General features: G+C 69.4%; 15 protein-coding genes and 2 tRNA genes. 1 reads left to right on the forward strand and 16 read right to left on the reverse strand.

From position 1 onward, the window contains the following. Positions 1 to 5: 5 nt before the first annotated feature. From B3I25_RS05260 to leuC, 7 genes are all read right to left on the reverse strand, one after another. Positions 6 to 1,088, reverse strand: a complete 1,083-nt coding sequence (locus B3I25_RS05260) for a sulfite oxidase (protein ID WP_206478611.1) — start codon at positions 1,086 to 1,088, stop codon at positions 6 to 8. Positions 1,089 to 1,147: 59 nt separating this feature from the next. Beyond that, on the reverse strand, positions 1,148 to 2,299 hold the full coding sequence (locus tag B3I25_RS05265; RefSeq protein ID WP_035964592.1) for a D-alanine--D-alanine ligase family protein: 1,152 nt from the start codon (positions 2,297 to 2,299) through the stop codon (positions 1,148 to 1,150). Further along, on the reverse strand, positions 2,296 to 3,366 hold the full coding sequence (locus tag B3I25_RS05270; protein ID WP_206478612.1) for an NAD(P)H-dependent glycerol-3-phosphate dehydrogenase: 1,071 nt from the start codon (positions 3,364 to 3,366) through the stop codon (positions 2,296 to 2,298). Before B3I25_RS05270 ends, B3I25_RS05265 begins: the two co-directional genes overlap by 4 nt. Further along, on the reverse strand, positions 3,363 to 4,106 hold the full coding sequence (locus tag B3I25_RS05275) for a lysophospholipid acyltransferase family protein (RefSeq protein ID WP_098054707.1): 744 nt from the start codon (positions 4,104 to 4,106) through the stop codon (positions 3,363 to 3,365). Before B3I25_RS05275 ends, B3I25_RS05270 begins: the two co-directional genes overlap by 4 nt. Before the next feature lie 72 nt (positions 4,107 to 4,178). Next, the gene (murA, locus tag B3I25_RS05280) at positions 4,179 to 5,498 is read right to left on the reverse strand and encodes a UDP-N-acetylglucosamine 1-carboxyvinyltransferase (protein WP_064845678.1); all 1,320 of its coding nucleotides are present in this window, start codon (positions 5,496 to 5,498) and stop codon (positions 4,179 to 4,181) included. A 97-nt stretch (positions 5,499 to 5,595) separates the two neighbouring features. Further along, positions 5,596 to 6,195 (reverse strand): 3-isopropylmalate dehydratase small subunit, encoded by a 600-nt coding sequence (leuD, locus tag B3I25_RS05285; RefSeq protein WP_035964598.1) that lies wholly within the window; start codon positions 6,193 to 6,195, stop codon positions 5,596 to 5,598. Positions 6,196 to 6,241: 46 nt separating this feature from the next. Further along, positions 6,242 to 7,675 carry a 3-isopropylmalate dehydratase large subunit gene (gene leuC / locus B3I25_RS05290; RefSeq protein ID WP_098054710.1) on the reverse strand — a complete coding sequence of 478 codons (1,434 nt, stop codon included), beginning with the start codon at positions 7,673 to 7,675 and terminating at the stop codon, positions 6,242 to 6,244. A 160-nt stretch (positions 7,676 to 7,835) separates the two neighbouring features. Here leuC and B3I25_RS05295 point away from each other — a divergent pair, with 160 nt between their 5' ends. After that, complete coding sequence (locus B3I25_RS05295; RefSeq protein WP_098054712.1) at positions 7,836 to 8,648, forward strand: IclR family transcriptional regulator; 813 nt, start codon at positions 7,836 to 7,838, stop codon at positions 8,646 to 8,648. Between the two features lie 63 nt (positions 8,649 to 8,711). Here B3I25_RS05295 and B3I25_RS05300 read toward each other — a convergent pair whose 3' ends face one another. The 9 genes from B3I25_RS05300 to metG form a co-directional block, all read right to left on the reverse strand. After that, positions 8,712 to 10,379 (reverse strand): GTPase, encoded by a 1,668-nt coding sequence (locus B3I25_RS05300; RefSeq protein ID WP_286738134.1) that lies wholly within the window; start codon positions 10,377 to 10,379, stop codon positions 8,712 to 8,714. Next, a complete protein-coding gene (locus B3I25_RS05305) occupies positions 10,376 to 12,130 on the reverse strand; it encodes a dynamin family protein (RefSeq protein WP_286738135.1) in 1,755 nt (584 codons plus the stop codon). Before B3I25_RS05305 ends, B3I25_RS05300 begins: the two co-directional genes overlap by 4 nt. 120 nt (positions 12,131 to 12,250) lie before the next feature. Beyond that, positions 12,251 to 12,323: transfer RNA gene (locus tag B3I25_RS05310), tRNA-Glu, on the reverse strand. Positions 12,324 to 12,487: 164 nt separating this feature from the next. Beyond that, positions 12,488 to 12,559, reverse strand: a tRNA-Gln gene (locus B3I25_RS05315). A 143-nt stretch (positions 12,560 to 12,702) separates the two neighbouring features. Continuing rightward, positions 12,703 to 14,223, reverse strand: coding sequence for a glutamate--tRNA ligase (gltX, locus tag B3I25_RS05320; protein WP_286738136.1), 1,521 nt, complete (start codon positions 14,221 to 14,223; stop codon positions 12,703 to 12,705). Positions 14,224 to 14,415: 192 nt separating this feature from the next. Further along, positions 14,416 to 15,189, reverse strand: a complete 774-nt coding sequence (locus B3I25_RS05325) for a fumarylacetoacetate hydrolase family protein (RefSeq protein WP_131332698.1) — start codon at positions 15,187 to 15,189, stop codon at positions 14,416 to 14,418. A gap of 117 nt (positions 15,190 to 15,306) precedes the next feature. Then, entirely contained in the window at positions 15,307 to 16,404 is a 1,098-nt protein-coding gene (locus B3I25_RS05330) for a branched-chain amino acid aminotransferase (protein WP_206398982.1), read from the reverse strand. A gap of 108 nt (positions 16,405 to 16,512) precedes the next feature. After that, the gene (locus B3I25_RS05335; protein ID WP_098054789.1) at positions 16,513 to 17,601 is read right to left on the reverse strand and encodes a 3-isopropylmalate dehydrogenase; all 1,089 of its coding nucleotides are present in this window, start codon (positions 17,599 to 17,601) and stop codon (positions 16,513 to 16,515) included. Positions 17,602 to 17,813: 212 nt separating this feature from the next. Continuing rightward, positions 17,814 to 19,367: a methionine--tRNA ligase gene (metG, locus tag B3I25_RS05340; RefSeq protein WP_098054723.1), complete on the reverse strand. Its 1,554-nt coding sequence runs from the start codon at positions 19,365 to 19,367 to the stop codon at positions 17,814 to 17,816. Positions 19,368 to 19,418 lie beyond the last annotated feature (51 nt).

Below are 19,418 nucleotides of genomic sequence, written 5' to 3' on the forward strand. Positions count from 1 at the left end.
CGGCCTCACTCGACCGTGACCTCCACCCGGGCCCACGAGTTGTTCACGTAACCCTTGGGGTTCCACAGCACTCGCGGTGACTCCGGCTGGCACGCGCCGGTGCTGTCCCATGCGCGGGCCATCAGGACGTGGGACCCGGCCCCGGTCACCGGGACAAGTGCCTCCCAGTGCTGCCACGCCCACGGGGAGGCCGCCACATCCAGCTCGGCCTGGTGCCACGTGCGCCCGTCGTCCCCGGAGACGTCCACGCGCGCCACCGTGCGATCGTCCCCCGCGTACGCGTACCCGGTGACGCGCACCGGACCGCCCGGAACGTGCTCATGCTCCTCCGGGCTCAGGATGTCGCAGTTCAACGCGACGGATCCCAGACTGATACCGTCCCCCGGCCCGGCGTGATCCGGGTCCGCCTCGGGCGGCAGGACGCGATAGGCCGTGGCCTGGAAGTAGTTCTCGGACGGGTCCGCGCGCACCGTGATCCCGCGCAACCACTTGACGCTGCGCGCCCCCACGTACCCGGGGACGACGACGCGCACGGGCGCCCCGTGCACCACGGGCAGGGGTTCGCCGTTCATCGCCCACGCGAGCAGCACCTCGGACGACAACGCCTTGGCGAGCGGGATCGACCCGCCGTAGGCCTGCGGGGGATCCGCGAGGTCGGAGACGTCCGAGGCCGTGAACTCCACGTGCCGGGCGCCGTCCGCGACACCGACCGACCGCAGGACGTCGCACAATCGAGCCCCGGTCCACGGCGCGGTGGAGGTGGCCCCGGGTCCCCACGGGTCCTCCCCCGGGATGTCACGCACGGGCAGGAAACCGGCACGGCGATTGCCCGCGCACTGCATCGTGGCCGTGAGCGTGTGGTGCGTGAACTCCTCCCGCAACCGTTCCGGCGTGAAGCTCGCGGACTCGTCGACGAGCCCGTCGACCGTGACCGCCCAGTCCCCGGGGTCGTTCTCGGGCACCGGGCCGTGATTGCGCACGTAGAAGGAATCGGGGGTCGTGATCGGATCGTGGAGTCCCGACCGGGGTGGTTCCGCGTTGTACGGGTCGGTCTCGTGGACGATCATGTCATCGCGTTTGTGCCACACGGGGTGCCCCTTCCGATCCCGGCGTTCACGCAACCCTCACGCGGCGTGCGTGGGCGGATTCAGCGCAGCCCCACGGGCCGTTCGAGCGCCAGGGTGATCAACTCGTCGATCAGTGCACTGTACTGCAGCCCGCTCGCGTCCCACATGCGCGGGTACATGGAGATGGGGGTGAACCCGGGCATGGTGTTGATCTCGTTGATGATCACGCGGTGATCGGGCGTCACGAAGAAGTCGCAGCGTGCAAGCCCCTCACCGTCCACGGCGTGGAACGCGCGCACCGCCTCGCGGCGCAGCGTGTCGATCACGTCCTCCGGGAGCTTCGCGGGGCACGAAAGTGCAGCGCCGTCGTCCTCAAGGTACTTGGCCTCGAAGTCGTAGAATGCGTGACCCTGCACCTCGATCTCCCCGGGCAGGGACGCGCGGGCATCGTCGGTGCCGTGGCCACCCAGGACGGCGCACTCGATCTCACGGCCGTCGATGCCCGCCTCGATCACGAGCTTGCGGTCGTGTTCGCGCGCGGTCTCGATGGCCGCGTCCAGTCCGGAGGGGTCGTCCACCCGGGTGATCCCGAAGGACGACCCGGCTCGCGCGGGCTTGACGAAGACCGGGAAGCCCAGCTCGGCGACGGCGCGGTGCACGCCCTGCGGGTCGGTGCGCCACGTGCGGTCGTGGACCACGGTGTACGGACCCACCTCGAGTCCGGCGGCCTGGAACGCGAGCTTCATGAAGTGCTTGTCCATCCCGATCGCCGAGGCCGCCACGCCGCACCCCACGTACGGCAGGTCCGCGAGCTCGAGCAGCCCCTGCAGGGTCCCGTCCTCACCGAACGGACCGTGCAGCAACGGGAAGACGATGTCCACGTGGCGGCCGCGGGTCAGGGCGGCACCGTGCTCGTCCGAATCGTGGATCAGCAGCCGGCTGTCCCCCGTCTGCAGGGGCAGGCTCACTCGTCGCCGCCCCACGGGCAGCTGCGCCATGGGCTGCTCGTCCAGCAGCGCCTCGAGTTCCTCCTGGGAGTACAGGAACCATGCGCCGTCCGTGGAGATCCCCACACTCACCACGTCCCATGTGTCACGGTCGATGGCCCGCAGTACCGAGCGCGCCGTGATGAGGGAGACGGAATGTTCCGACGAGCGCCCGCCGAACACGACCGCGACACACGGCTTACTGCCCGCGGCGGTGGACTCGGGGTTCTCGTGGGTGGTGCTCATGCGCTGTTCCCTTCGGATTTCAGATCGCGGCCCAACAGCCTGGGCGTCAGTTCGTGGACCGGAACGTCGTTGCGCAGTACGCTCACCACGGCCTCCGTGATGGGCATGTCCACGCCGTGGCGGCGCGCGAGGGCGAGGACCGCGGGGGCGGACTTGATCCCCTCCGCGGTCTGGGTCATGGCGTCCTGCACCTGCTCAAGGCTCAGTCCGGCCCCCAGGAGCCTACCGGCCGTGTGGTTGCGGGACAGGGAGGACGAGCACGTGGCCACGAGGTCGCCCATCCCGGACAACCCCGACAAGGTGGTCAGGTCGCCGCCCAGCGCCAGGGCCAGCCGTGTGGTCTCGGCCAGGCCGCGCGTCATGACCGAAGCTTTGGAGTTGTCCCCGTAGCCGCGGCCGTCGCAGATCCCCACGCACAGGGCGATCACGTTCTTCACGAGACCGCCGATCTCGGTGCCGATTACGTCCGTGTTCGTGTAGGGCCGGAAATAGGGTGCGGCACAGCAGCGCGCAACCCACGCGGCGGTGTCGTGAGCGGTGGCCGCGATCACGGAGGCCGTGGGTTCCTCCCGCGCGATCTCCATGGCCAGGTTGGGCCCCGAGAGCACGCACGTGTGCCGGGCCCACTCCTCCGCGGTGCGCTGCGTGTGTTCGGCGAGCACCTGAGCGATCACCTGGGTCATCCGCAGCCCGGTCCCGGATTCGAGTCCCTTGGCCAGGGACAGGATCACGGCCTCCGGTTCCACGTACGACGCCGCCGCGCCCAGTTGCGCGCGCAGCGATTGGGCGGGGATCGCGGCGACCACCAGGTCCGCTCCCGCGAGCGCCGAGCGCAGGTCGCTCGAATACTCGAGGGTTTCCGGTAGCTCGATCTCCGGGACGTAACGGTCGTTGCGGTGCTCGCGGGCGATCCGCTGCATCGACTCGGGATCGCGGCCCCACAGACACACGGTGCGCTGGGCGCCGGCATCCGCGGCGGCGTCCGCGAGGACCTTGGCGAACGTGGTGCCCCACGAACCCGCTCCCAGCACGGTGACCTTGCGGGGACCGTTCGGATCCGGCGTCACGGGGCCACCTTCCCGGCTCGCGGGTCGAAGAGCTCGCGCGGTGCTTCTTCTTGCCGCAACTCACCCAGCAGATCGGTGATCGCACCCATGATGGATTCGGTGGCCTTCGTGAGCTCGTCGGAGGACGGATGACCAGGGCGCTGGAGACCGCCGGGGACGAGGTCCTCCGGGTGCATCGGCTCTCCCACGAGCACGTCCACGCGCTTACGGGGCCACAGGCTCACCGTGCGGTGACCGCTGGGGTCCCGGTACAGGATCTCCTGGTCCCCCCAGTGCGCCATGGGCACCACCGGGACGCCGGCCTTGAGCGCGAGACGAGCGGCTCCCGTGCGCCCGCGCATGGGCCACATCTCGGTGTCCAGCGTGATGGTGCCCTCCGGATACACGATTACGGCGCCGCCGCTGTCGAGTTCGGCCAGGGCTGCCACCAGGGAGTCCTTGGCGCGCGAGGTTCCGCGGTACACGGGGACCTGCCCGATCTTCGCGATGATGGTGCCCACCACCGGGACCCGGAACAACGACTCCTTCGCCAGGAACCGCGGCATGATCCCGGACGCGTACACCGGGTAGGCCACGGTGATCGGATCGAGCTCCGTGAGGTGGTTGGCCACCACCACGAAACCGCCGGAGTCCGGGAAGTTCTCCCGGCCCCGCCAGTGGGATCTGGCGAACAGTCGGTAGACGGGGATCACCATCCCCGCGAGGACGCGGAACGTGGAACGCTGCGAGGTCCTACTCATCCGGGCTGTCACTCCTTGCTGGACGGATTGCAGTTCCCTCGATCGGGTGAGCCGTGCGGTGCGGGCGGGGGCTCACCGCTCGTCGACGGTGAAGTTCGCGCCCAGCCCACCCAGTTTGTCGGTGAAGTGCTCGTAGCCGCGCTTGATCAGTTCCACACCGGTCACGTGCGAGACGCCCTCCGCGGACAGCGCCGCGATCAGGTGGGAGAACCCGCCGCGCAGGTCCGGGATGTGGATGTCGGTGGCGTGCAACGGCGTGGGGCCGGAGATCACGGCGGAGTGCAGGAAGTTGCGCTGCCCGAAGCGGCACGGCACCGAGCCCAGGCACTCGCGGTGCAACTGGATCACGGCGCCCATGCGGTTGAGCGCGCGCGTGAAGCCGAAGCGGTTCTCGTACACGGTCTCGTGCACGATCGACACGCCCTTGGCCTGGGTCAACACGACCACGAGCGGTTGCTGCCAGTCGGTCATGAATCCGGGGTGCACGTCCGTCTCCACGATCAGGGGGTTGAGGTCCCCGCCCGGGTGGTAGAAGCGGATGCCGTCCTCGCGGATGTCCAGCCCACCGCCCACCTTGCGGAAGGTGTTGAGGAAGGTCATCATGTCCGCCTGCTTGGCGCCGGCCACGAAGATGTCACCACCGGTGGCCAGTGCCGCGGAACCCCACGACGCCGCTTCCATGCGGTCGGGCAGCGCGCTGTGCACGTACCCCGTGAGTTCAGGAACGCCCTCGATGCGGATCACACGGTCCGTCTGCACGGTGATGAGCGCGCCCATCTTCTGCAGGATCGCGATCAGGTCCATGATCTCGGGCTCGGTCGCGGCACCGCGCAGCTCGGTATGGCCCTCGGCACGCGTGGCGGAGAGCAGCACCTGTTCCGTGGCCCCCACGGACGGGTACGGCAAGTCGATCTTGGCGCCCTGCAACCCGTGCGGTGCACTCATCCGGATCCCCGAATCGAGCTTCTCCACCTTGGCGCCGAAATTGCGCAGCACCTCGAGGTGGTAGTTGATGGGTCGGTCACCGATCCGGCACCCGCCCAGGTCCGGGATGAACGCTTCTCCCAGGGCGTGCAACAGCGGGCCGCACAGCAGAATCGGGATCCGCGAGTCGCCGGCGTGGGCGTCGATGTCCGCATGGCGGGCACGAGTCACGTTGGTGGGGTCGAGCGTCAACTCACCCCGGGCGTCGTCGCGCGTGACCTCCACACCGTGCAGGCTCAGCAGGTCCGTGACGACCTTGACGTCCTTGATCTCCGGCACGTTGCCCAGCGTGGAAGGAGTGGAGCCGAGCAGCGCGGCCACCATGGCCTTGGGAACCAGGTTCTTGGCGCCGCGTACCGTCACCTGACCCGACAGCGGAACGCCGCCGGTGATGCGCAAAGAAGTCATGACCTACCGATCTGCGGGAAGGGATCTCCCGGGCGCGGAACACGCACGGGACCTCGACATTCTACCGGCTCGAACCGCTGATCGGTCCAGCCGCCACTCAGGTCCGGGCGGGCAGCGTGGTGGGCTTGAACGCGGGGCGGGTGCGCTCGTACGCATCGATGTCCGCCTCATGCTGCAGGGTCAACCCGATGTCGTCGAGACCCTCCATGAGCCGCCAGCGGGTGTAGTCGTCGATCTGGAAGGGCACCGTCACGGGCCCGCACGTGACGGTGCGCGACTCCAGGTCCACCTGGATCTCCACGCCGGGCTGCTCCTCCATGAGCTTCCACAGCAGCTCCACGTCCGACTGGTCCACCTGCGCCGCAAGCAATCCCTGCTTGCCCGAGTTGCCGCGGAAGATGTCCGCGAAACGGGAGGAGATCACGGCCTTGAACCCGTAGTCGCGCAGCGCCCACACGGCGTGCTCGCGCGACGACCCCGTACCGAAGTCCGCGCCGGCCACGAGCACGGAAGCGTTGCGGTACTCGGGCTGGTTGAGCACGAACTCGGGGTTCTTGCGCCACCCGGCAAACAGGGCGTCGTCGAAACCGGTCTTGGTGATGCGCTTGAGGTAAACGGCGGGGATGATCTGGTCGGTGTCCACGTTCGACTGCTTGAGCGGGGCACCCACGCCCCGGTGGGTGGTGAACTTCTCCATGGCTGTGTCCTTTTCTGGTGGTGTACGTCGCGGCGGGTTGCGGGGCTCAGGCCACCGGCTCGAGGTCCGACGGCGCGCTGAGGGTCCCCCGCACGGCCGTGGCCGCCGCGACCACCGGCGACACCAGGTGGGTGCGCCCGCCCTTGCCCTGGCGCCCCTCGAAGTTGCGGTTGGACGTGGAGGCGCAGCGCTCCCCCGGTGCCAACTGGTCCGGATTCATCCCGAGGCACATGGAGCATCCCGCGAAGCGCCAGTCCGCGCCGAAGTCCGTGAACACCTTGTCCAGCCCCTCGGCCTCGGCCTGCAAGCGCACCTTGGCGGAACCGGGGACAACCATGACCCGCACGTTCTCGGCCTTGCTGCGGCCTTTGACGATCGCCGCGGCGGCCCGCAGGTCCTCGATGCGGGAGTTGGTGCACGAGCCCAGGAACACGGTGTCCACGGGGATCTGCTTCATGGGTGTTCCGGCTTCCAGGCCCATGTACTCGAGGGCGCGCCGCGCGGCGTCCTTGGCGTTGTCGTCCCCGGCGTCCTCCGGATCCGGGACCGCCTGGGACAGCGGCACGCCCTGACCCGGGTTGGTGCCCCACGTGACGAACGGCTCCAGTTCATCCGCGTTGATGAACACTTCGCGGTCGAACGTGGCGCCCTCATCCGTGCGCAGGGTCTTCCAGTACTCCACGGCGGCGTCCCAGTCCTCACCCTGTGGCGCGTGCGGGCGGCCCTCGACGTAGTCGAACGTGGTCCGGTCCGGCGCGATCATCCCCGCCCGCGCACCCGCCTCGATCGACATGTTGCAGATCGTCATGCGCGCTTCCATGGACAGGGAGCGGATCGCGGACCCGCGGTACTCGAGCACGTGACCCTGCCCGCCGCCCGTGCCGATCTTGGCGATCACGGCCAGGATGATGTCCTTGGAACTGACCCCCGGCTTGAGCGTGCCCTCCACATTGATGGCCATGGTCTTGAACGGTGCGAGCGAGAGGGTCTGGGTGGCCATGACGTGCTCCACCTCGGACGTGCCGATCCCGAACGCGAGCGCCCCGAAGGCCCCATGCGTGGATGTGTGGGAGTCACCGCACACCACGGTCATCCCCGGCTGGGTCAGCCCCAGCTGCGGACCCACCACGTGCACGATCCCCTGTTCGGCGTCCCCCAGAGAGTGCAGCCGCACACCGAATTCCTCGCAGTTGCGGCGCAGCGTCTCGATCTGCTTGCGGGAGGTCTCGTCCGCGATGGTCGAGAAGATGTTTTCGGTGGGCGTGTTGTGATCCTCGGTCGCGATCGTCAGATCGGTGCGCCGCAGTCCGCGTCCGGCCAGCCGCAGGCCTTCGAAGGCCTGGGGGCTCGTGACCTCGTGGAGCAGGTGGAGGTCGATGTAGATCAGGTCGGGGCGTCCGGCCTCACCCTGGCGCACCAGGTGGTCGTTCCACACCTTCTCCGCCAGCGTCCGCGGCGCGGTGGTCTGTGTGCTCGTCATCTCGTCACTCCTGCTCGTGTCCTGGCGTGCGGTGGGCGACGCCGCGTGGGCGGCGTTCGCGCGTCCCGCACGTGACCGTTGCCATCATGGTCATCGCTCGCGGCGAGTAGTTCCACTCCTCGGACTTGCTTCTCGCATTGTGAGACGGCAATATCAAGGCATGGACACGACGCACGCGATGGATCCTTCCGGAGCCCCCCTGGGCTCTCCCCTGGGCGGCCGAGGGACGGGCTCGGGCATGCCCGAGGAGTCCTCGTTCTCCCCCTCCGGCGTGGGGGTCATCGACAAGGCCTCCCTCATCCTGGACGCCCTCGAGGCCGGCGCGGCCTCCCTCGCGGATCTCGTGGAGACCACGGGGCTCGCGCGACCCACCGCCCACCGGCTCGCAGTGGCGCTCGCCCATCACCGGTTCGTGGGCCGGGACGTGCACGGGCGCTTCGTCCTCGGGTCCCGCCTCGTGGAGCTCGCCTCGGCCGCGGGTGAGGACCGGCTGATCTCTGCCGCGGCCCCCGTGCTCCTGCAGTTGCGGGACAGTACCGGTGAGTCCTCCCAGGTGTTCCGCCGCCAGGGCGAGTGGCGCGTGTGCGTGGCCTCGGCCGAACGGCCCATCGGCTTGCGCGACACGATCCCCGTGGGCACCCAGTTGTCCATGAAGGCGGGCTCCGCCGCGCAGGTGCTCGTGGCGTGGGAGGACCACGCGCGCCTGATCGAGGGGCTGCATCACGCGCGGTTCTCCGCCACGACCCTCGCCGGGGTACGACGCCGCGGCTGGGCCCAGTCGATCGGCGAACGCGAACCGGGGATCGCCTCGGTCTCCGCGCCCGTGCGTGGACCCTCGGGCAGGGTGATCGCCGCGGTGTCCATCTCGGGACCCATCGAACGCCTGTCCAAGCAGCCCGGTCGGAAGCACGCGGACATCGTGGTCCAGGCGGCCCGGCACCTCTCGGAGGCCGTGCGCGTCAGCGCCGCGTGAGCCCGTGGGCGCAACCCGGGCCGGGCGCATCCGCAAGGGTGAGCCCCGAGCACGCCGTGCAGATCAGCGCCGCGTGAGCGCCGCCCGTGCCACGGCCCCGGTGAACTCGCGGTGCGCCTCGAGTTCGTGTTCCACCGGGGCCTGGACCGTCTCCTCGGCGGTCGTGCGGACGGATCGCTGCAAGCGACGTCGTACCCGCGAGGCCCGGACACGGGACGCGAGCGACGCGATCACCGCGCCCGTGAGCGCGAGGAAGAGCGCGAGCACGACCCCCGCGAGCACCATGAGCGTGGGCACGGGTAGTGGGAAGCCCTCGACCGTGGGTGGCGGGGGCAGGGGGATCTGGAAGTACTCGGCCAGGAACAGACCCAGCAACCACAACAGACCGAGCACCGTGACGAGCATGGCGAGCCACTGCAGGACGTCGAAGACGATCCACCACCAGGACGCCCCGCGCGCGGAGAACTTGGTGCGTGCGACGGCTTGGTCCAGCGCGTCCGGCAACCGCTGTTCGTTGCTGCGGGCGGCGCCACGGATGCTGCGCCGCCACGGCTCCCCGGCGCCCTGGGAGACATCGTCCGCGAAACCGCGCACGGCGGAGTCCGCGGCGGCCTTCTGGGACGCGTTCATGGGCGGCAGGGACGTGCGGTGCACCCCGGGGTCCGAGTGCTTGTCATGGCTCTCGATGTGCAGGCGCTTGAGCGGGTCCTTGCGCAGGCGGGCGAGCCAGCGCGTGGCGATCCACCCGGTGTGCCGCCCCGCGCGCAACCGGTACGAACGGGCCGCGGCGTCCGCGACCAGGTCGATGCCGGCGGCACGCGCGAGCCCGGCGGTGAGCCGTTCACTCGCGTCCTTGGTGATCCCGCGCGGATCGCCCTCCCCCGCGGCGCGCGCGAGTTCCCCGGCGCTGTGGATGACGTCCGCCTCGAGCCGCTGCCCGGCGGCGGCGCGTTGGGCGGCCACGGCGTGGATCCGGTCCCGCAGCTGCGGGACACCCTGACCCGTAAGAGCGGAGACGGCCACGGGCGCGCTCGGCCCGGTCGCGGGGAGGCCGTCCTGCGCCACGAGTTCCGTGAGCGATGCGAGCACCGAGGGGACGTCCCGCTCATCGAGCCGGTCCGCCTGGTTGAGCACGACCATGGTCACGGCGCCGTGGCGCGCGAGAGGCTGCACGAAGTCCTGGTGCAACACCGCGTCCGCGTACTTCTGGGGGTCCACGACCCACACGACCACGTCCACGAGACCGACCATGCGCTGGACGATCTGCCGGTGTTCCCGCGTCACGGAGTCGAAGTCCGGCAGGTCCAGCAGCACGAGCCCACCGCTCGTGGTGCTCGCCTTGCGCCCGCGCCCGGTGGACGTGCTCAGCGCGGGACCCACGACCCTGCGGTCAGCGACGTCGAGCCAGTCGAGCAGCGGCTGGCTGCCCTCATCCCCCCAGATCGCGGCGAGCGGTGCGGAGGTCGTGGGTCGGCGCGCCGCACTACGGGCGAGGTCCTGACCGACCACGGCGTTGAACAGGGAGGACTTGCCGGAGCCCGTGGCGCCGAAGAAGCCCACCACGGTGTGGTCCGCGGACAGCGCCCGGCGCTGCGCGGCGCGCTCGAGGGTCTCCCGCGCACCCCGGATCACCTCGGCGTCCAGGCGACCCTCCGCGATCTCCACGGCCTGCGCGAGTCCTGAGATCCGATCGGACAGGGACACGTCCTGGTCCCGGGAACGCGGGCTCACAGGGCCCCGCTCTCTGCGCGCACGCGGGCGGCCGCTGCGTGCAGTTGCTCGGCCGAGGGGTGCTCCCCGAGTTCGTCGATCGTGTCCAGGAACTGCTTGGCCCGACCGGCCAGCATCGTCCGGATCCGGGTCTCCAGGTTCTTGCGCGCCTGGTCGCTCATCCGGCGCACGGCGTCCTCACCGAAGACCGCCTCGAGCAGTTTGGTCCCCACGACACCCGAACCACCCGCGATCCCGACCTCCAGGCCGGTCAGCCCGCCCGTGGTCGAGAACACGGCGATCATGAGGATCACGGCGAGCGCGTTCACGCCCAGCGACATTGCGCGGGCCCGCGTGCGCTTGCCCGCGCCTTCCTGCTGGATCATGAGCATGACGTCCGACTGCCACGACCGGATGCTCTCCGCGACCTGGTCGGGGAAGTCCGGTGGCAGGCCGGCCGCATCCCGGCCCGCGAGCAACACCTGTCCGGCGGGCTCGTCACGCCAGCGCCGCTCGGCGGATTCCGCGGCACGGGCCGTGTTCTCCACGATCACGGCCTGCAGACCCGATTCGATGGCTTCCTCCACGCGCACCTCGGGTGCGGGTTGGCCCTTGAAGAACGCGGTCATCCGGTCCCGGACCCGCCCGATTCCCGCCTCGAGGCTGCGGAAGAACTCGCCGGTTCCCACGAAGTCCTGCCAGCGTGCGAGCACCTCACCGCGCAACAGGGTCCCGTCCCGAGTGGAGTCGATGATCGCGCGCAGCGCCTCGTCGAAGGACGTGGTCACCTCGCGGCGCAGGTGCTCCTCCGTGTGCTGCTGGCCCGCCACGGCCTCCGCGGTGCGGTCGGTCGTGTCCGCGAGTTCCCGCACCGCTCCCCCGAGGGTGCGCGCGGCGATCTCCGAGCGGGCCTGCGCGTCCGCGCCGAGCGTCTCGAGCCACTCACGCAGCGGTTCCACGGCGGCCGGGGGCAGCATGCGCAGCTCGTTGAGCGGGGACTCCTCGACCACGAAGATTGGGGCGCCACCCAGTCCCTCCTCATTGAGCATCCGCCGCAGGTCCTCCTCGATCTCCGCGGCCGACGACGCCTGCACCCGGTCCAGCACCACGGCCACCGTGATGTCGCGCCCCGCAGCGTTGCGCAGCAGCTGCCACGGCACGGCGTCCGCGTAGCGATTGGCGGTCGTGACAAACAGCCACAGGTCCGCGGCGGAGAGCAACTGGGCGGCCAGGGCCCGGTTATTGTCCGAGACGGAATCTACGTCCGGGGCGTCCAGGATCGCGAGGCCCTTGGGGATGTTCTGGTCCGCGAGCAACACGAGGGACCCAATGTCCTCCACGGCCGTCCCACCGTCGTCGGGCGCCGGCGCGGGGCGAGAGGGATCCACGAGGGTCCCCTGGACCCGGGCCAGGTGCGGCAGCACACGCTGAGTGGTGAACGCCCCCGCGTCGCTCGGGTGATGGATCAGCAGGGGTCTGCGCGTGGTGGGGCGAATGGCCCCGGAGCGTGTGACCGGGTGGCCCACGAGGGCGTTGACCAGGGTCGATTTTCCCGCGCCCGTGGAACCGCCCACCACGGCCAGCAGCGGGGCGTCCAACGAACGGACACGCGGCAGGACGTAGTCGTCCAACTGGGCCACGGCACGCGCCGCGTTCTCGCGCTGTTGCGCCGCGCTCGCCGTGGCGAGCGGCAGGGTCGTGGAGCGCAAGAGCTCACGCGTGGTCTCGAGGGACTCGATGAGCGGCACGGCCGGTGCGTTCTCGGTGTTCACACGATCATTGTGCCAGCCGTCACGCGGGCGTCGCGGCAGCGCGCCGGGAACGGACGGGAGCAGTGGGTGGCAGACATGCGAAGAGCCCCGGTTTCCGTGGAAACCGAGGCTCTTCCGTAGTGACCCCAGCGGGATTCGAACCCGCGTTACCGCCGTGAGAGGGCGGCGTACTAGGCCGCTATACGATGGGGCCGTGTACTTTCCGTGGACCGCTGTCGGAAACTCGTTCCTGTGCGGTCCCGCGTTGACGCACCAAACAGTAACATCTTCGCGGTCATGCTCCAATTCGGGAAAACCCACCGTGGAACAGCGATGCTCGGTCCGTTCGAACCGTGGTCCGTCCGATGCCAGAAAGCGCTGGGATACCAGGACTCGAACCTAGAATGACGGTACCAGAAACCGTTGTGTTGCCAATTACACCATATCCCAATGGTCTCGCTGCCCGCCCGGTCCGCACCGGATCGGCCGCGCAACGAGCAATAACTATACCCGGGGAACCCGCGGCTGCCAAACCGGTCCGCGGGGTGGGGGTCGCCTCCCGGGTGACACCCACCCGTCGCGGACGGATCGGGTCAGGACGCGGCGAGGTGCTCGCGCAGCGCGCGAATGCGCTTGAGCGACGATTCTTTCCCCAGGATTTCAAGGGATTCGAACAGGGGCGGGGAGATCCGCTGGCCGGACACTGCCGTGCGGACCGGGCCGAACGCCAGGCGCGGCTTGATCCCCAGGCCATCCACGATTGCCTCGCGCAGGGCGATCTCAATCTTCTCGGCCGAGAACTCCTCCAGCGACTCGAGAGCCGTGAGAGCGGCGTCGAGCACCTGGGGTGCGCTGTCCTTGAGCTGCTTGGCGGCGTCCGGGGCGATCTCGATCTGCTCGTCCGGCAGGAAGAGGAAGCCCAGCAGGCCGGGGGTCTCACCGAGCAGGTTCATGCGCTCCTGCACGAGCGGGGCGGCCCGATCCAGGACGTCGTTCTCCTTCTCGGTCAGGGTCTCCCCCACGAGGCCGGCGGAGCGCAGGTACGGGATCAGCCGGTCCCGGAAGTCCCAGGGGTCCAGCATGCGCACGTGCGTGCCGTTGATCGCCGTGGCCTTCTTGAGGTCGAAGCGCGCAGGGTTGGCCAGGACGTCGTGGATGTCGAAGTTCGCCACGAGTTGGTCCACGGTGAAGATGTCCTCGTCCGCGGACAGCGACCACCCGAGCAGGGCCAGGTAGTTCAGCAAACCCTCGGGGATGAACCCGTTGTCGCGGTGGTGGAAGAGGTTGGACTCCGGGTCCCGCTTGGAGAGCTTCTTGTTGCCCTCCCCCATGACGTAGGGCAGGTGCCCGAACTCGGGGATGAACTCGGCGACCCCGATGCCCATGAGTGCGCGGTACAGCGCGATCTGCCGGGGCGTGGAGGACAGCAGGTCCTCGCCGCGCAGTACGTGGGTGATCCCCATGAGGGCGTCGTCCACGGGGTTCACGAGTGTGTAGAGCGGCTGGCCGTTCGCGCGGGCCACCACGAAGTCCGGGACCGAGCCCGCCTTGAAGGTGATCTCACCGCGCACGAGGTCCGTGAACGTGATGTCCTCGTCCGGCATGCGCAGGCGCAGCACGGGCTTGCGGCCCTCGGCCCGGAACGCATCCTTCTGCTCCTCCGTGAGGTCGCGATCGAAGTTGTCGTACCCGCGCTTGGGATCCTCACCCTTGGCACGGTGACGCTGCTCGACCTCCTCGGGCGTGGAGAAGTCCTCGTAAACGTAGCCGCCGGCCACGAGCCGGGTCAGGACGTCCTGGTAGGTCTCGCCGCGCTGGGACTGCCGGTAGGGCTCGTGGGGTCCGCCCACGTTGACGCCCTCGTCCCACGTGATGCCCAGCCAGCCCAGGGCGTCCAGGATCTGCTGGAAGCTCTCCTCGGAATCGCGGGCGGCGTCCGTGTCCTCGATCCGGAACACCAGCGTGCCGCCCGTGTGGCGGGCCCACGCCCAGTTGAACAGGGCCGTGCGGATCAGACCCACGTGCGGGGTGCCCGTGGGGGACGGGCAGAAGCGCACGCGCACGGGTGCGTCGGCGGGAACGGTGGGGTGCAAAGTCGCTGCGTCGTCAGTCATGATGCGTTTATTCTACGGGTAGGAGTCATCCCCGCGGCGGGTAGGGGGACTACCCGCGCGGGCGTCGGCGAGCGCTGCCGCACCGCCCCGGCCGGCTCCGACGACGGCGCGCCGAGGGACGGCTCGGCAACGCGTGCGCCCCGGGTCGTCAGGCGACGGCGCACCCCGGGGGTGGGCCGGCGGCGAGCCGGGTCAGCGCCGCAGCACCGTGGTGAGCTCGCCGATCCCCTCGACCTGCACGGAGAGCTGATCGCCCTCGTCCACGATCCCGACCCCCGCGGGGGTCCCCGTGAGGATGACGTCACCGGGTAACAGCGTGAAGGCCTCGGACGCGTAGGAGACGAGCGTGGCCACGTCGAAGATCATGTCCCGCGTGTTGCCGTCCTGCTTGAGCTGCCCGTTCACGGTGGAGCGCACGGACAGGGCGGAGGTGTCCAGCTCGGTCTCGATCCACGGGCCGATCGGGCACGCGCCGTCGAACCCCTTGGCCCGGGCCCACTGGCCGTCGGTGCGCTGGGCGTCGCGGGCCGTGAGGTCGTTCGCGGCGGTGTAGCCGAACACGACCTCGGGAACGCGTTCCACGGGGACGTCCTTGCACATGCGCCCGATCACCACGGCGAGCTCGGCCTCGTACGAGACCTCCTCGGTCCAGCTGGGCAGGGTCACGGGATCGCCGGGACCGGACACCGCGGTGTTCGGTTTGAAGAACAGCATGGGAGCGGGCGGCAGCTCGTTGCCGAGCTCCTTCGCGTGCGCTGCGTAATTGCGCCCCACGCACACGATCTTGGAGCGCGGGATCACCGGGGCGAGCAAGCGGGCCTCGGACACGGCCACGGTGCGTTCGAGCTCCTGGATCCCCACGTACAGAGGGTCGCCGGTGAGGTACCGCAGCGTCTCGGCGCCGGGTTCCCCGTGCACCGTGCCGAAGTGGATTTCGTTGTCGTGTGTGAACCGTGCGATGCGCATGCTCACAGGCTACACAGCCGCCCCCGGTGCAACCGAGGTTGGACCGGGGGCGGCTGGTCGAACGGGTGGCACGGACCCCGCCACGCGAAGCGTGCCGAGGGAATCACGCCACGTGGATCACGCCAAGCGGGTCAACCAACCGTGCGTGTCCTCCGCCTTACCGGTTTGGATGTCCAGCAACTGCTTGCGGATGGACATGGTCACCTCGCCGGGAGCCGCGTCCTCCGGGCCGATGGTCTCGTCGTGGCTCACGAGCCGCCGCACGGGTGCGATCACCGCGGCCGTGCCGCACGCGAAGACCTCCGTGAGGTGACCCGAGTTCACGCCCTCGCGCCACTCGTCCAGGGTGAAGGCGCGTTCCTCGACCTGCAGCCCGCGTTCCTTGGCCAGCTGGATCACGGAGTCGCGCGTGATCCCCTCGAGGATGGTCCCGGTCAGTTCGGGGGTCACGAGCCGGCCGTCGTCGAAGACGAAGAACACGTTCATGCCACCGAGTTCCTCGACCGCGTCCCCGCGCTCGTGGTCCAGGAAGAGCACCTGGCTGCACCCGTGCGCGTCCCCCTCCATCTGGGCGATCAACGACGCCGCGTAGTTGCCACCACACTTCGCGGAGCCCGTGCCGCCCTTGCCCGCGCGGGCGTACGTGCGCGAGAGCCAGATGTCCACGGGTTCGACCGTGCCGAAGTAATTGCCCGCCGGGGACGCGATCACGGAGAACAGCGCCTCCCTGGACGGACGCACCCCCAGGAACGGCTCCGTACCGATCATGAACGGACGGATGTAGAGGGACTCGCCCTCCCCGGAAGGAACCCACTTCTCGTCCTGGGCCACGAGCTCGCGGATGGCATCTACAAACGTCTCCTCGGGCAGCGTGGGCAGGGCCAGCCGCTGCGCCGAGCGATTCAGCCGCGCGGCGTTGACCTCGGGGCGGAAACTCCACACGGATCCGTCCGCGTGCCGGTAGGCCTTGAGTCCCTCGAAGATCTCCTGGCCGTAGTGCAGCACGGCGGTGGACGGGTCCAGGCTCAGCGGGCCGTACGGCTGCAGCCGTGCGTTGTCCCAGCGGCCGGTGTTCGCTTCCACGTCCCCCTGCCAGTCGATGCACACCATGTGGTCCGTGAAGTGTTTGCCGAAACCGGGGTTCCGCAACACGGCTTCGCGCACCTCATCGGTTGCGGGGTGAGGGTTGAGCTGCTTAACGAATTCAGTGCTCACTGGTGTTCTCCTTCGACGGCGTGCTGCCGGGCATCCCTGCTGAGGCGGTGCGCTGGCACGTGATGATGTGCTCCCAGTATCCCGCCCGCGGTGGCCGGGACGCGGACCTTAGGCGCTGCGCGCACCCAACTGCGCCACGACGTCGTCGCCCACCTGCGACGTGCTGCGCTGCGCGGAACCGTTCGCCTCCAGGTCTGCGCGCACGGCGGCGTTGACCTGTTCCGCGAGATCGGGGTGGCCCAGGTGCTCGAGCATCATGGCGCCCGCGAGGATCGCGGCCGTGGGCTGGGCGGTGCCGGTACCGGCGATGTCCGGGGCGGAGCCGTGGACGGGCTCGAACATGGACGGCGCGGTGCGGTCCGCGTTGATATTGCCGCTGGGCGTCAGACCGATACCCCCGGTGACCGCGCCGGCCTGGTCGGTGAGGATGTCCCCGAACAGGTTGTCGGTCACGATCACGTCAAAGCGCGCGGGGTCGGTGGTCATGAAGATCGTGGCGGCGTCGATGTGCATGTAGTTCACGGTGACGTCCGGGTACTGCTCCCCGATCTCGTCCACGGTTCGCTGGTAGAGCCGCCCGGCGTTGACCAGGACGTTGTGCTTGTGGACCAGGGTCAGCCGCTTGCGCGTGCGGCTGTTCGCGAGGTCGAACGCGTAGCGCACCAGGCGGCGGACACCGTGGGCGGTGTTCACGGACACCTCGGTCGCGATCTCGTGCTCGGTGCCCGTGCGCAGCGTGCCACCGTTACCCGCATAGAGCCCCTCGGTGCCCTCGCGCACGACCACGAAGTCGATCTCCCCCGGGTCCGACAGAGGGCTCGTGGCACCGGGGTACAGCACCGCGGGGCGCAGGTTGATGTAGTGGTCGAACCCGAAGCGCAGCTTGAGCAGCAGATCGCGTTCGAGGATCCCGGAGGGGATGCGCTTGTCGTTGGGGGCGGCACCCACGGCACCGAACAGGATCGCGTCGTGGGAACGCAACCGTTCCATGGTGTCCTCGTTGAGCACCTCACCGGTCTCGAGCCAGTGCTCGGCGCCGAGCGGGTAGCTCGTCTTCTCGAGGGTCACCCCCGCGGGGCGGGTCACGGCGTCGAGGACCTTGACGGCCTCGGCCACGACCTCCGGGCCGATACCGTCACCGGGCAGGACGGCGATCGAGTGGCTGCGGGCGGGTGCGGAAGGTGACGTCGGACTCATGGGGGCCAGCTTAGGTGCGCCCGCCGCGGCCTTCCACATGGTGAACCCGGGTTTCATATAGCGAGACGAACAGCGGGCGCGAGATCCGCTGACAGCCGACCGGCCCGACGACGCTCGGCCGGCCCGCAACGGTCGCTGCGGCGTCGTGCGGACAGGCAACGGCCGGGCCGACCGACGACGACCCGGCCACCGCACCTCGATACCGCAGTACCTCAGTCCTGGAGCGCCTCCGGGGCCTCGTAGCGCGGGAACACGCCGGAGGGCTTGGGCAGTTCGGTCCCCGCGGCGAGCCGCGTCCCCAGGGCCGAGAACTGCCGCGCCTCCCCCTCGGGCTGACCGAGCTGGTCCAGCAGCCTGGCCATGGAATCCGGCATGACCGGCTGTACGAGGATCGCGACGATGCGCAGCACCTCCGCCGTCACGTACAGCACGGTGGCCATCCGTTCCGGATCGGTCTTCCGCAGCACCCACGGCTGCTGCGCCGTGAAGTAGCGGTTGGCCGATGCGATGACCCGCCACACGGTCTCCAGACCGCGGTGGAACGCGAGCTCGTCGAACGCCGCGCGGTAGTCCCCCACCGCCGACTCCGCCTGTTTGAGCATTTCGAGGTCCTCGGCAGTGAAGTCCCGCGGTTCCGGCACCGCGCCCCCGAGGTTCTTGGCGATCATCGAGAGGCTGCGCTGGGCCAGGTTGCCGAGGTCGTTGGCGAGATCCGAGTTGATGCGTCCGACGATCGCGTCGTGCGAGTAGTTGCCGTCCTGGCCGAACGGGACCTCTCGCAATAGGAAGAAGCGCAACTGGTCCAGCCCGTACTCGCCGATCAGGGCGTGGGGATCGATCACGTTGCCCACGGACTTGGACATCTTCTCGCCCTGGTTGAACAGGAACCCGTGCGCGAAGACCTTCCGGGGCAGCTCGAGCCCCGCGGACATCAGGAACGCCGGCCAGTACACGGCATGGAAGCGCGCGATGTCCTTGCCGATCAGGTGCACGTCCGCGGGCCAGAACGCCCGGAACAGCTCGGCGTCCGTGTCCGGGTAGCCCAGACCCGTGAGGTAGTTGGTCAGGGCGTCCACCCACACGTACATCACGTGCTCGGGGTTGCCCGGCACGGGCACGCCCCAGTCGAACGTGGCGCGGGAGATGGACAGGTCCTGCAGTCCGCCGCTCACGAAGGACGCGATCTCGTGCGAGCGCGTCTCGGGCTGAACGAACCCGGTGCGGTAGAGCTCGAGCAAGCGGTCCTGGTACGCGGAGAGCCGGAAGAAGTAGCTCTCCTCCTCGGTCCACGTGAGCTCCGTGCCCGTACCGATCGAGTAGCGCTGACCGTCCGAGCGCACCTCGGTCTCGTCCTCGGCGTAGTAGGCCTCGTCCCGCACGGAGTACCACCCGGCGTACTTGCCCAGGTAGATGTCCCCGTTGGCCTCCATGCGCCGCCACAGCTCCTGCGACGCCGCGTAGTGGTCCTCGTCCGTCGTGCGGATGAAGCGGTCGTAACCGATCTGCAGTTTGTCGTCCATGGCCAGGAAGCGCGCGGAATTGGCGTCCGCGAGGTCACGAGGGCTCACGCCCAGCTTCTCGGCGGTCTGCTGCATCTTCTGGCCGTGCTCGTCCGTCCCCGTCTGGAAGCGGACGTCGAAGCCGTCCAGCCGCTTGAACCGGGCCAGGGTGTCCGCGGCGATCGCCTCGTAGGCATGGCCGATGTGCGGCGCGCCGTTGGGGTAGGAAATGGCCGTGGTCACGTAGAAGGGAGTCTGCTCAGTCACCCCACCACTCTATCGACCCGCGCACCGTGCCCGTCGTCCTTGAAGTGGGTA

It is taken from the genome of Kocuria sp. UBA1838 (assembly GCF_002338785.1).
Lineage (GTDB): Bacteria > Actinomycetota > Actinomycetes > Actinomycetales > Micrococcaceae > Kocuria > Kocuria marina.